This is a genomic window from Caproiciproducens puteiluti (genome assembly GCF_052442865.1).
Lineage (GTDB): Bacteria > Bacillota > Clostridia > Oscillospirales > Acutalibacteraceae > Caproiciproducens.
In genome coordinates, this window is sequence record NZ_CP194790.1 from 1,750,581 (window position 1) to 1,763,172 (window position 12,592).

The window sequence follows — 12,592 nt, forward strand, 5'->3', positions numbered from 1 at the left end:
AAACGATGATACGTTTGACCGATAAAGAGTTCAACGATATCGTAGCTTACATAAAAGGCAATTACGGGATCAATCTTACCAACAAGAGACAGCTGATAGAATCGCGGATGCAGTCCATTCTGCTCGGAAAGGGAATTGATAATTTTTCGGACTATTTCGATTTGATAAAGCAGAATAAATCCGACGAAATTACCGCAATGCTGAATAAGCTTACGACGAACCATACTTATTTTTACAGGGAACCCGCACATTTCAATTTTTTAAAGAATACCATCCTGCCGATGCAGGAAAAGACGAACGCCCGCAGGGACATCCGCATTTGGAGCGCCGGGTGCTCGTCGGGGGAAGAAGCGTATACCGCCATCATGACGATGATGGATTATTTTGGGCTGAAAAGGGCCGGCTGGGATTTCCGGATTCTGGCGACGGACATTTCCCTGAAAGCCATGGAAGCGGCGAAACACGGACTGTACGGAACGGAATCCCTGAAGGATATTCCAAAGACATGGGAACAAAGGTATTTTATCAAACGGGGCGAAAATCTTTTTGAATTGAAGGAAGAAGTCAGAAATCAGGTCTTTTTTAAACGGCTGAATTTGATGGAACCGTTTTCGTTCCAGCAGCCGTTTGATTTGATTTTCTGCAGAAATGTCATGATCTATTTTGACCAGCCGACCAAAAATGCGCTGATTAACAAGTTTTACGACGTGTTGAAGCCGGGCGGTTATCTTTTTATCGGACATTCCGAGACTGTGCAGAGAGATACCTCGAAATTTTTATATATTGAACCGTCAGTTTATCAGAAAGGATCAGTATCAATATGCCGATGAATCGAAGAATCCGGGTCCTCATTGTAGACGATTCTCTCTTTTTCAGAACAGCGCTGCAGAAAGCGCTGCTGAGCGACGCGAATATTGAAATCATCGGGAGCGCATCCAATGTGGCCGAAGCGGAGAAAAAAATCATGGACCTGTCTCCGGACGTCGTGACCATGGATGTGGAAATGCCGGATATGAAGGGGACGGATTTTCTGAAAAAACTGATTCCCGTCCATCCGGTTCCGGTGGTTCTGGTCAGTTCGCTCGATATTGGAATTTTTGAGGCTTTAAGTGCGGGAGCAGTTGATTTTGTGTTAAAGCCGAACCTGCGCGACAGCAACGACTTTTCTATTTTCTGTCAGGAGCTGTGCGTCAAAATCAAAATCGCTTCTTCCGCAAAGGTGAAACACACACCCTCCCTTGCGTTGATCGCTTCCCTCCCGCTCGTTCTGTCAGGCAAGGACCCGGCGGAACATATTATCGCCATCGGAGCCTCCACGGGCGGCACAGAGGCTACCGCCGAAATTCTGCAGCAGCTTCCCGCCGATATACCGGCGATTCTGGTGGTGCAGCATATGCCGGCGGGTTTTACCAAAATGTATGCGGACCGGCTGAACAAAATCTGCAAATTTACGGTCAAGGAGGCAAGTGACGGGGACCGGGTCGTACAGGGTCAGGCGCTGATTGCCGCCGGGGACAGGCATATGACCCTGGAGAAGGATTTTAAGGGCTATTATGTAAAGTGCGCCGCAGGGGAAAAAGTCAGCGGTCATTGCCCGTCGGTGGACGTCCTGTTCCGCTCGGTGGCCCGAACGGCCGGTAAGGACGCCATGGGCATTATCCTGACCGGTATGGGCAAGGACGGAGCGAACGGGCTTTTGGAAATGCGGCAGAAGGGCTCCTATACCATCGGACAGGATAAACAGTCCTCCGTTGTCTACGGAATGCCGATGGTGGCGTTTGAGATCGGCGCGGTTGAAAAACAGGCGCCTTGTTCCTCCATTGCAAGGTTAATCATCCAAAAATTAAATAAATAATATTTATAATGAAAATATTTGTCTAAATTGATTAAATTTTACAAAATATTGTCGATATAGAATAGGGAAAAGCATTCTTTGATTGTGGTTGTGTGTGAGAATGCGTTACTTTTCGTGCTTGAGCTGTAGCGAAAAGCACTCCAGAAAAAGCACTTCAGAAGGGTACGTGGTATTAAGTGAAAAAAGAAAGAAAAAAGAAGATCAAGGTAAGAAAGAAGACCAGCTTGAAAAAGACTCTTCTTCTCGGAATGGTAGGTCTGGCGGTTGCAATCAGCATCGTTTGCGGCGTGACAAACGTTTTTTTGCTTTACTCTAATTCCAGCAGCAATATGGTTTCCCTGATCAACACCAATTCAGTTGCTTATAATCAGGCCGTGCAGCAGGCGATCAATATGTATAAGCTGAGGGCGGAATCCATCGCCATTAATCAGCAGATCACGGATGAGACGCTGCCTGTTTCTTCCAGAAAAGCAGTGCTGCAGACGCTTTGCCAGCGGTATAATTTCATAGAAGTCGGTCTTGCGGATTCCAGCGGAAGGACGCTGGATGGCACCGACATCAGTGACAGCGACTATTTTCAGACAGCACAGCAAACAGGGACTACCTACGTTTCCAGTCCAGTGGTCAGAAAGACCGATTCCAATGTTGTGCTGTATGTTGCAGCTAAAGTGAACAACGGAAGCAATCGCGGCGACATCGTTTACGCGGCTTTGGGCAGCGACACTTTCAGCCAGATGCTCGACAATATTTCCGTCGGTAAATCCGGATACGGGTTTATCGTTGATAAATCGGGTACGATCGTTGCCCATAAGGACAGAAAAAATGTTCTTGAATTCGTCAATTATATCAATAAGGCGAAAGAAGACGGTTCCTACGCGGGTGCCGCGTCTGTCGTAAAGAATATGACTTCAGGAAAAACGGGAAGCGCGACCATTACGTTAAACGGCACCAAGCAGTTGATAGGGTATGCTCCGATTAGCGGTACGGACGGCTGGTCCATGGCGGTCAGCGCGGATTCCAATGAGATGATGAGCGGATGCTATACCGCGGTCGCCATCACCGTCGGCTTAATGCTTCTTTTCATTTTGCTGTCTATTTTGGTTGCCTTCAGAATCGCCGGACCCATCGCCAAGCCGGTCGAAAGCCTTGTGCAGCGTATCGAGAAACTATCGGAAGGCGATCTCCACTCCGAAGTGCCTGTGATTCAAAGCAGGAATGAAATCGGCACTCTTGCAGAGACCTTTTCCAGTACGATTGATACACTGACCAGCTACATAGGAGAGATTGCCGTCGTTCTGGACAGCCTGTCCATGGGCGACTGTACGATTGAAGTAACAGAGGACTATAAGGGCGATTTTGTATCGATCAAAACGTCCCTGAACACCATTATCGACAACCTGAATAATGTCTTTTCCGGTATCAACGGATCGGCAGATCAGGTGGCGAACGGTGCAGGCCAGGTTTCCTCCGCCTCGCAGGCGCTTTCACAGGGCGCTACGGAGCAGGCGAGTTCCATTGAGCAGCTTTCGGCTTCCATTACGGAAATTGCGGACGAGGTCAATAAGAATGCCAGCAATTCCCGTTTGGCGAGTCAGCTGTCGTTGGAGGCGTCCAGCGAAGTAGAGGTCGGGAACGAGCATATGCAGCAGATGGTGGAAGCCATGGCGCAGATCAGTGGAACTTCCCAGGAGATCGGCAAAATTATTAAGACGATTGAGGATATCGCCTTCCAGACCAATATTCTCGCGCTCAACGCCGCGGTGGAAGCGGCACGTGCCGGCGCGGCGGGGAAAGGCTTTGCCGTTGTCGCGGATGAGGTCCGCAATCTTGCGAGCAAGAGTGCGGAAGCCGCGAAAAATACCACAGACCTGATTGAAAGCTCGATCAGAGCGGTAGAAAACGGTACAAAGATCGCGGATGAGACCGCCAAGTCTCTCAATAAAATTATTGAAAGCACGAGAAAGACCACGGACCTGATCGGAGAAATTTCAAAGTCCTCGGATGGTCAGGCTTCTTCCATCAATCAGGTTACGATGGGTGTCGATCAGATTTCCGCCGTGGTACAGACCAACTCCGCCACTGCGGAGGAAAGCGCGGCGACCAGCGAGGAACTGAGCGCACAGGCGCAGCAGCTCAAAGAATCCCTCGCGTTCCTGAAGCTGAGGGATACCGCTGACAGCGTCCCGGACGAAATGGGAGGCACGGCTTCCTCGTTTGATGCCGGGTCCGTTTCCGAAAGCGGTCAGAGCAGTAAGTATTAAATTCCAATATTATAAAATCCCTGCAGCCGGTTCAAACTCGGCTGCAGGGATTTTTTCATGGGGTCAGAGTTCTTTTGTCCAGTATTTTCGGTCAAGGCTGCGGTACTGTACCGCTTCGGCGACATGCCGCGGCTCGATTTCTTCGCTTTGATCCAGGTCCGCAATCGTGCGGGAAACCTTCAGAATCCGGTCATAGGCCCTTGCCGAAAGTCCGAGCTTTTCAAACGCTTTTTTCAGCAGCTCCCGTCCCGGCTCGCTCAGCCGGCATACCTCCTGGAGCATATCCGGCGTGATTCTCGCGTTGCAGGTAACGGGCGTGCCTTTGAAACGCTCATTTTGCAGCTTTCTGGCGCTGTTTACGCGCTCTTTAATCATCGCGGAGCTTTCGGCTTTTTCCTGAGAGCTGATTTCGTCAAACTCCACCGGCGGGACCTCTATGTGCAGGTCCAGCCTGTCCAGCAGCGGGCCGGAAACTCTGGAAAGATAGCGGGAGACCGCGCCGGAGGAACAGGTGCACGCCTTGGTCGGATGCCCGAAGTAACCGCAGGGGCACGGATTCATGGCGGCTACCAGCATCACGGCGCTGGGGTAGGAGATGGTTCCGTTGACGCGGGAAATCGTCACTTTGCCGTCCTCAATCGGCTGGCGCAGGACCTCCATCGCTCCGCGGGAAAATTCGGGCAGCTCGTCCAGAAACAGCACCCCGTTGTGCGCCAGGGAAATTTCTCCGGGGTGCGGAACATTTCCACCGCCGGACAGACCCGCGGGCGATACCGTGTGGTGGGGCGAACGGAACGGGCGGGAGGTGATCAGGGAAATTCCGTCCGGAAGGGTACCCGCAATGGAGTGGATTTTGGTGGTTTCAATGGTTTCTTCAAACGCCATGTCGGGAAGAATGGATGGAATCCGTTTCGCGAGCATGCTCTTGCCGGAGCCCGGAGGACCGATCAGGAGAACGTTATGCCCGCCCGCCGCGGCAATTTCCAGCGCGCGTTTCGCCTCGTTCTGCCCCCGCACCTCTGAAAAGTCCGGCAAAGGAGGCTGATTTTGCCGCGATGCCGGTACTTCCGAGGCGGGGAGAATTTCTTCCCCTCCGGCAAAATGCTTCATCAGCGTCGTCAGGTCCCTGACAGGGTAAACGGAGATTCCCTCCACGACCACGCCTTCGGCGGAATTCGCTTCCGGCACATAAAGCTTTTGAAACCCCGCCTCCTTTGCCCTGATCGCCATGGGAAGTACGCCTTTTACGGGACGTACCTCTCCCGTAAGCGACAGCTCGCCGATAAACACGCTGTCCTCCACTCCGGCGTCAAGCTGGCCGCTTGCCTTCATCAGCGCGACAAAGAGGGGCAGGTCGTAAATCGGTCCCTCCTTGCGCTTGTCGGCTGGACCAAGATTTACTGTTATTTTATGTACGGGAAATTGAAACCCGCAGTTTTTCATTGCGGAGCGCACTCTGTCCCGGGATTCTCTCACTGACGCATCCGGCAGTCCGACCACGTCAAAACCGGGCAGGCCGACACTGATGTCGGCTTCGACAGCCACGGTAAAGGAGTCCAGACCATACAGCCCCATGCTGTAGGAACGTGATACCATCCCCATTCCTCCCTTTATTCTTTTAAAATGATTATACTCCTGTCGAATTCTGTTGGCAATTCCTGACTTGGAATAAAATGGCCGCTTTACAGAATCCGTTCCTCGGTATATAATAATATCAAACGTTTGTTCTGTGAAACTGTCGACAAAATCGACTGCAAAATTTGGGGATCATCTTGGTTCCTGTGTTGGCTGCGCCTTGACATCATTTCCAGGCGCATGACAGGTTTTTCGATACTCTGTGTTCTATTGATTCTACAATTAAAATAAGCGGATTTCCCAATACCTATTTAAGATAGGGCTGGGGATACTGAAAAACGGTATGCGGAGGAATAGGTTGTGGAGCGGGTTATCTTACACTGTGATCTGAATAATTTTTTCGCTTCTGTGGAATGCAGGGACCATCCCGAACTCTGCGGAAAATCCGTCGCGGTCTGCGGCAGTGTGGAGGACCGCCACGGGATCGTGCTGGCTAAAAACGAGCGCGCCAAAGGCTTCGGCGTGAAAACGGCGGAGCCCGTCTGGCAGGCGAAGAAAAAATGCCCGGACCTGCTGGTTGTTCCACCTCATTTTGACCGGTATCTGTATTTCTCCGATCTGGTAAAGCAGATTTATCTCAGCTATACGAATCAGGTGGAGGCTTTCAGCATCGACGAATGCTGGCTGGATGTTACCGGAAGCACCCGGCTGTTCGGAGACGGGCCGGAGATAGCGGATCAGATACGGGACCGTACAAAATCGGAGCTGGGGCTGGGCGTTTCCATCGGGGTCAGCTTCAACAAAATTTTTGCGAAGCTCGGCAGCGATATGAAAAAGCCGGACGCCACTACCGTGATTACCCGAGAAAATTTCAGGGAAAGGGTATGGCCCCTTCCGACGGATTCCCTTCTGGGAGTGGGCAGGGTGACCGCCCGACGTCTGAATTCACTGGGAATTAAAACGATCGGCGACCTGGCGCGCACCGATTCCAAATATATCGTTTCCTCCTTCGGAAAAATAGGATACGATATGTGGAGGAACGCGAACGGGCTGGATGATTCCGGAGTATGCTCAAGCGAGGTTTCCTCCGCGCCGAAAAGCATTGGCAACAGCATCACCTGCGTTCATGATCTCTTCGACTTCGATGAGGTCTGGCCGGTACTGCTGTATCTTGCCGAAAAGATCTCTTTCCGCATGAGGGACGCCGGGGTGATCGCTTCGGGCCTTCAGCTTTCCATCAAGGATAACCGCCTGCATGTTTCGCAGCATCAGATGCAGCTGGAGGTTCCCACCCGGCTGACGATGGACCTGGCTCGGGCGGCGAAAGAGCTGTTTCAGAAGGGCTACGAATGGCCCTGTCCCGTGCGGGCGCTGGGCATCAGCGGCTTCGGCCTCTTGCCGGAGTCGGAAATGCAGCAGACATCCCTGTTTCACAGTATCCTGTGCGATGAAAAAATGGAACAGCTGGAAAGCCGTATGGAACATGTCAGAAACAAATACGGAAAAGCCTCCGTTAAGCGCGCCGTGCTGATGGAAAAGCTTCCGCTTCCAACGGGGGGCGGGGAAAAGCGTTGATTAAGATTTTTCTGGATGTTTTACAATTCTTATGATATAATGAAAATGTTCCTTTATCAGGCCTTGTTTGTAAATAAAAAATCGATGGATTTTCGGATGCAAAGCGTCTATCCGCCTATGTCACCCACGGCTACGGCCATTCAATACGGTTTTCTGCACACTTCGCTTTGAGGCCCTCTGAGGGAACCTCCGGGCAAAACACGTTTGCAGGCGCAGCTGCCGTATGCCGGGTGCTTTTGATGCGGTCAGATGATTTTAGCCGATCGGGATTTTTGCTTTACAAACAGGGCTTGATCTATGTAAATCAAAAATCTTGCGGAGGTCAAATCAGACATTGTCCGACAAAATAGGTATTTTTATAAAATTTAACTAAATAAAACAAATATTTAGCTTCAAAAGCAAAATATTTGTTGACTTAATAGACACAATGAGGTATGATAGATGCAGAATTCAAGTTTAATGTGAGCCATGAGGTGTTGGGCTTGGTTGATAACAACCATTTTAATAAAATGGCAGATTATACCGACAGTCAGCTTGCCTGCCTTGTGAACAGCGGAAATTCGGATGCTTTTGTGGAACTTACCGCACGTTATATGTCGCTGATCAGGGTCAAGGCGGCGCCGTTTCGCTGTGCGATGCTGGAAGCCGACGATCTGTGCCAGGAAGGACTTTTGGGCCTTTTAAATGCGGCGCGTACTTATGACTCAGCCGGGAAGGCCGGTTTTAAAACATATGCCGGCGTTTGCATTAATAACCGGATTATTATGGCTTACCGCACGGCGGCCAGCCGCAAAAATCTTCCGCTGAATAATTTTGTTTCTCTCAGCGACGACGGTTCGCACATGGATATGACAGATTGCGCCTCGGATCCTGAAGCATTGTTGATGGACAGCGAAAGCTACGCGGCCATGCAGCTGCGGATGAAACAGTTGCTTTCAAAGCTGGAACAGCAGGTGCTGACGCTTTATTTGGGCGGCTGCAGTTATCACGATATTTCGGTGAAACTCGGCGTTTCCTCAAAGGCAGTCGATAATGCTCTGCAGCGGGTTCGGCTGAAATTAAAACAGTTGCTTTAGTTTAGTATATTAATTTCATATGCCCGGGTAGCTTAAGTAGAGCGTTGGAAATCAAAGGCGGCGGTGCAAATCCGTCTATGGGCAAATATCTTTATCCAAAGCGAGGTAAATTAAATGTACGAAGACAAGACTCTCATCTGCAAGGAATGTGGCGCTGAATTTGTATTCACCGCCGGTGAGCAGGAATTTTATGCTTCCAAAGGGTTCGTAAATGAGCCGCAAAGATGCAAAGCCTGCCGCGATGCTCGTAAAAATGCTGCCAAGCCAGAGCGTGAAATGTATACCGCTATCTGCGCAAGCTGCGGCAAGGAAGCAAAGGTCCCCTTTAAGCCGCGTGAAGACCGTCCTGTATATTGCAGCGAGTGCTTTGCAAAGATGAGGGAAGAATAAGCATATAGCCTAATATTTCTTATTCGTGACCAGGTACCCCGGATTGATTTCCGGGGTATTTTATTTTCGCCGGATCAGAAATGTATTGCAAAGCTTGGACACGGGTATTATAATATATATGAAATCTATTGAAAAGCTGGAGGATTCTAACAATGGCTGCTATTACGAAAGATACCATTATTGGTGATATTCTTGATATTGACGAAACCACGGCGCCTTATTTCCTGGAAATGGGCATGCATTGTCTGGGCTGCCCCGCTTCCCGCGGCGAAACCCTTGAGCAGGCCTGCCTGGTTCACGGTGTGGATCCGGACTCAATGCTGAGAAAGCTGAACGATCACATCGCGTCTAAATAAAAGAATTTCTGAACAAGGCCGCCCGGCAATCAAGTTGCCGGGCGGTTCTTAAGTATGGGGGACGGTGCGTGCTTTTTGAGGGCTGCCGTTCCCCTGTCCCGGTTTCCTCTGATGCCGATGGGAAGCTGTCGGGCATTTCTGTCCGTGGGGAAGCCGGCGAATATCATTTTACAAAGGGGTGTGCCGGATGGGACTTCATCCTTTATTTACTTTGGGCGGCAGGCTTCAGCTCTGCGCCTCCATGGTCCGGCCGGGTACGGCCCTGGCGGACATCGGCACCGACCACGCGTACCTGCCGATCTGGCTTGCAAAGCAAGGGCTGGTTTCCCGCGCCATTGCGGCGGATATCCGCCCGGGGCCGCTTCAGTCCGCACAGCAGAATATCCGTCGCTACCGTGTGGAAGAGCTTGTTTCCACGCGTCTGTCAGACGGGCTGGAAGCGATCTTTTCCGTAGAGGCGGACGATATTGTCATCGCCGGAATGGGCGGCGAAATGATGATACAGATTATTAAAAACGCGTCCTGGCTGCGGGACGGAGAAAAAAGGCTGATTTTACAGCCGATGACGTCGGTTCCCCAGCTGCGTGAATTTCTTGCGGGGGAGGGCTTTGCGGTTCTGCGGGAACAGGCGGCTGTGGAAGACGGCTATGCTTATTCGGCCATGCAGGTACAGTATGCTCCCGAGAAAGTCGGTACGGACAGCCTGTACCCCTATATCGGGAAGCTGGACGCCGCGACGGAGGACAACCGCGCGTACATGCGCAAGGTGATCGCCCAGCTTGAAAAAAAGGCTGGGGGACTTGCCGTTTCCGGCAGGCAGGAAGAAGCCGCCGCCCTGATCCGTACGGCGGAACAAATCGATATGAAAATGAAAGAGGAGCGGTAGGTATGGTTTCCGTTGGTGAGATTTACGATTACATTGACAGCTTTGCGCCGTTTCGGTCGGCAATGAGCTTTGACAATCCGGGTTTGCTGGTCGGAAACAGGGAAGCCGGGGTGTCTTCGGCGGTTTTGTCGCTGGATATTACGCCTGCGGTTGTTCAGGAAGCCCATGAGCTCGGGGCGGAGCTGATTGTCAGCCACCATCCGGTCATTTTCCATCCTCTGAAAAGCCTTTCCGCAGATTCCACGCCCTATCTGCTGGCCCAATACGGCATCGCGGCAATCTGCGCCCACACCAACCTCGATATGGCGGCTGGCGGGGTGAATACCTGCCTGGCAGAGCGCCTGAGGTTACGGAATGTGCGGACGCTCAGGGAATATGAGGATTCCGGCCTGCCGGAAGCGCTGGAGGGGGAAACCGGCTGTGAATATACGCCGGAAGCCTTTGCGCGTTTTGTCAAGGAAGCGCTGGGCTGTGACGGGCTGCGCTTTACGGACGGAAAACGTACGATTACACGCGTGGGACTTTGCAGCGGCGGCGGCGCGGATTTGGTTTATGACGCCGCGCAGGCCGGCTGTCAGGCCTTCGTAACCGGGGAAAGCAAGCACAATATTTTGCTGGATGCGGAAAACATGGGGGTGACTCTGGTTGACGCCGGGCATTTTTATACGGAAAATCCTGTAATTTTACCGCTTGCGGTGAAGCTGAAAATTCAATTCCCCGACGTTGCCTTCTTTGAATCAAAGCGGATGCACAGCCCCGCGAAATATCTGTAATGCATATACACGGGAGGAATATCAATGGCTCTTGACGGAGCATTTTTACATCATATCAAAAAAGAAATAGAAGAAAACGCAATCGGCGCAAAGGTGGATAAGATCTACCAGCCGAACAAGGAGGAAATGGTTCTTTCCCTGCGCACGTATCGGGAAACCCAGAAGCTGCTGATGTCCGCTAGGGCCAACAGCGCCAGAATTCATTTTACGCGCTCTGTCCCGGAAAATCCCAAGGTCCCGCCGATGCTCTGCATGCTGCTGCGCAAAAGGCTGGCCGGGGCGCGCCTTGCCGCAGTGCGTCAGCCCGGACTGGAGCGGATGCTCTGCCTGGATTTCGACGCAGTCAGCGAGCTGGGGGACGAAATCCGCCTGACGCTGGTCATGGAAATCATGGGGCGCTACAGCAATATTATTTTTGTCGACGAAGCGGGAAAAATCATCGACGCCCTCAAACGGGTGGACGCGGAAATGTCTTCGGAACGCCTAGTGCTGCCGGGACTGACGTATCAGCTTCCGCCGCCGCAGGACAAGCTGTGCCTTTTAACGGACTCCGTTCCTGACATAATCGAAAGAATTCAGCGGATCCCCTCGGATACGGAGCTTTCAAAAGCCATTTTAAATACGCTGCAGGGAGTCTCTCCGATCGTCTGCCGCGAGCTGGAACATCTGACCGGCCATGGGAGCGACATCAGCACGAAATCGATGTCCGCCCAGCAGTGGGAACGGCTTGCATTCTTTTTGGGCAGAATGGCGGATACGGTCAAAAATGTGGATGGAAAGCCGCACATGGTGGTAAGCCCCGTCCAAAAGCCGATGGACTTCTCTTTTATGAATATTGAGCAGTACGGTCTGACTGCGGTTGTGAAACCGTACGACGATTTTTCCACCCTTCTGGACGCGTTTTACGACGAGCGAGACCGGATTGACCGCATGCGGGTGCGTTCGCAGGATTTGCTGCGCGTGCTGACCACCACCTCCGACCGCCTCAGCCGGAAGATGAACCTGCAGCGGGCGGAGCTTGCGCACTGCGCGGAGCGCGACGACCTGAGAATCTGCGGCGACCTGATCAACGCCAATCTGTACAATATCCCGAAAGGCTCGGCGATGGTTGAGCTGCAGAATTTTTATGAGGAATCGATGCCTCTGGTCAAGGTCAAGCTGAATCCCGCGCTTTCCGCATCCCAGAACGCGCAGAAATATTATAAGGAATACCGCAAGGCGCGTACCGCCGAGGAAATGCTGACCGCTCAGCTTCAGCAGGCTGAGCAGGAGCTCAGCTATATCGACACCGTGTTTGAGGAACTCAGCCGGGCGGCGACGGAACGCGATCTTTCCGAAATCCGCTCCGAACTGATCGAACAGGGCTATATCCGCGCGCCGAAGGGTCGCCAGAAGCAGCCTGCGGCCATGGGGCCCATCGAATTTGTTTCCTCGGACGGTTTTTCCATTCTGGTGGGACGCAATAACCGTCAGAACGACCATCTGACGATGAAGCAGGCCAATAACAACGATATTTGGCTGCATACGAAAAACATTCCCGGCTCCCACACTATCCTTTCGACGCAGGGGCGCGCGGTGACGGAAACCGCGATTTATGAAGCGGCCATGCTGGCGGCTTTCCACAGCAGGGGGAAGGAGTCCTCCAAGGTTCCCGTGGATTATACGGAGGTGCGCAATGTCAGCAAGCCGCAGGGCACAAAACCCGGTATGGTTATTTATGTAAACTATAAAACCGTTTACGTTACCCCGGATGCTGCATTTACAGACAGCCGCAAAGCAAATTAAATTGGTAAAAACATGAGATTCATGTTATAATAACCAATAATATGTTTGGGAAGTGTGCCG

The 12,592-nt window shown here is 51.8% G+C and carries 11 protein-coding genes; 10 read left to right on the forward strand and 1 reads right to left on the reverse strand.

The annotated features are described in order from the left end of the window. Positions 1-5 precede the first annotated feature (5 nt). The 3 genes from ACRQU7_RS08430 to ACRQU7_RS08440 all read left to right on the forward strand — a co-directional run bounded on the left by ACRQU7_RS08430 (position 6) and on the right by ACRQU7_RS08440 (position 4,116). Complete coding sequence (locus tag ACRQU7_RS08430; RefSeq protein ID WP_038323849.1) at positions 6-830, forward strand: CheR family methyltransferase; 825 nt, start codon at positions 6-8, stop codon at positions 828-830. Further along, positions 821-1,855, forward strand: coding sequence for a protein-glutamate methylesterase/protein-glutamine glutaminase (locus tag ACRQU7_RS08435; protein WP_444645176.1), 1,035 nt, complete (start codon positions 821-823; stop codon positions 1,853-1,855). Before ACRQU7_RS08430 ends, ACRQU7_RS08435 begins: the two co-directional genes overlap by 10 nt. A 176-nt stretch (positions 1,856-2,031) precedes the next feature. Beyond that, positions 2,032-4,116: a methyl-accepting chemotaxis protein gene (locus ACRQU7_RS08440; RefSeq protein ID WP_444645178.1), complete on the forward strand. Its 2,085-nt coding sequence runs from the start codon at positions 2,032-2,034 to the stop codon at positions 4,114-4,116. A 63-nt stretch (positions 4,117-4,179) separates the two neighbouring features. Here ACRQU7_RS08440 and ACRQU7_RS08445 read toward each other — a convergent pair whose 3' ends face one another. After that, positions 4,180-5,712 carry a YifB family Mg chelatase-like AAA ATPase gene (locus ACRQU7_RS08445; RefSeq protein ID WP_444645180.1) on the reverse strand — a complete coding sequence of 511 codons (1,533 nt, stop codon included), beginning with the start codon at positions 5,710-5,712 and terminating at the stop codon, positions 4,180-4,182. Positions 5,713-6,051: 339 nt separating this feature from the next. Here ACRQU7_RS08445 and dinB point away from each other — a divergent pair, with 339 nt between their 5' ends. The 7 genes from dinB (at position 6,052) to ACRQU7_RS08480 (ending at position 12,532) form a co-directional block, all read left to right on the forward strand. Further along, positions 6,052-7,266, forward strand: a complete 1,215-nt coding sequence (gene dinB / locus ACRQU7_RS08450) for a DNA polymerase IV (protein WP_141825070.1) — start codon at positions 6,052-6,054, stop codon at positions 7,264-7,266. Positions 7,267-7,748: 482 nt separating this feature from the next. Then, a complete protein-coding gene (locus tag ACRQU7_RS08455; protein WP_444645183.1) occupies positions 7,749-8,342 on the forward strand; it encodes a sigma-70 family RNA polymerase sigma factor in 594 nt (197 codons plus the stop codon). Between the two features lie 114 nt (positions 8,343-8,456). Continuing rightward, entirely contained in the window at positions 8,457-8,732 is a 276-nt protein-coding gene (locus tag ACRQU7_RS08460) for a zinc-ribbon domain containing protein (RefSeq protein ID WP_038323857.1), read from the forward strand. Positions 8,733-8,884: 152 nt separating this feature from the next. Beyond that, positions 8,885-9,088 (forward strand): DUF1858 domain-containing protein, encoded by a 204-nt coding sequence (locus tag ACRQU7_RS08465; protein ID WP_038323859.1) that lies wholly within the window; start codon positions 8,885-8,887, stop codon positions 9,086-9,088. 187 nt (positions 9,089-9,275) lie between these two features. After that, positions 9,276-9,974 (forward strand): class I SAM-dependent methyltransferase, encoded by a 699-nt coding sequence (locus ACRQU7_RS08470; protein WP_444645185.1) that lies wholly within the window; start codon positions 9,276-9,278, stop codon positions 9,972-9,974. 2 nt (positions 9,975-9,976) lie between these two features. Beyond that, complete coding sequence (locus ACRQU7_RS08475) at positions 9,977-10,747, forward strand: Nif3-like dinuclear metal center hexameric protein (RefSeq protein ID WP_444645187.1); 771 nt, start codon at positions 9,977-9,979, stop codon at positions 10,745-10,747. A gap of 24 nt (positions 10,748-10,771) precedes the next feature. After that, positions 10,772-12,532: an Rqc2 family fibronectin-binding protein gene (locus ACRQU7_RS08480; protein ID WP_444645189.1), complete on the forward strand. Its 1,761-nt coding sequence runs from the start codon at positions 10,772-10,774 to the stop codon at positions 12,530-12,532. The last annotated feature ends 60 nt before the right edge of the window (positions 12,533-12,592 follow it).

What these genes read in the sequence shown, in the direction of transcription:
- ACRQU7_RS08460 (WP_038323857.1), top strand. Translation starts at nt 8,457, where the DNA reads ATGTACGAAGACAAGACTCTCATCTGCAAGGAATGTGGCGCTGAATTT.
- ACRQU7_RS08445 (WP_444645180.1), bottom strand. Translation starts at nt 5,712, where the DNA reads ATGGTATCACGTTCCTACAGCATGGGGCTGTATGGTCTGGACTCCTTT.
- ACRQU7_RS08475 (WP_444645187.1), top strand. Translation starts at nt 9,977, where the DNA reads ATGGTTTCCGTTGGTGAGATTTACGATTACATTGACAGCTTTGCGCCG.
- ACRQU7_RS08435 (WP_444645176.1), top strand. Translation starts at nt 821, where the DNA reads ATGCCGATGAATCGAAGAATCCGGGTCCTCATTGTAGACGATTCTCTC.
- ACRQU7_RS08480 (WP_444645189.1), top strand. Translation starts at nt 10,772, where the DNA reads ATGGCTCTTGACGGAGCATTTTTACATCATATCAAAAAAGAAATAGAA.
- ACRQU7_RS08470 (WP_444645185.1), top strand. Translation starts at nt 9,276, where the DNA reads ATGGGACTTCATCCTTTATTTACTTTGGGCGGCAGGCTTCAGCTCTGC.
- ACRQU7_RS08430 (WP_038323849.1), top strand. Translation starts at nt 6, where the DNA reads ATGATACGTTTGACCGATAAAGAGTTCAACGATATCGTAGCTTACATA.
- ACRQU7_RS08465 (WP_038323859.1), top strand. Translation starts at nt 8,885, where the DNA reads ATGGCTGCTATTACGAAAGATACCATTATTGGTGATATTCTTGATATT.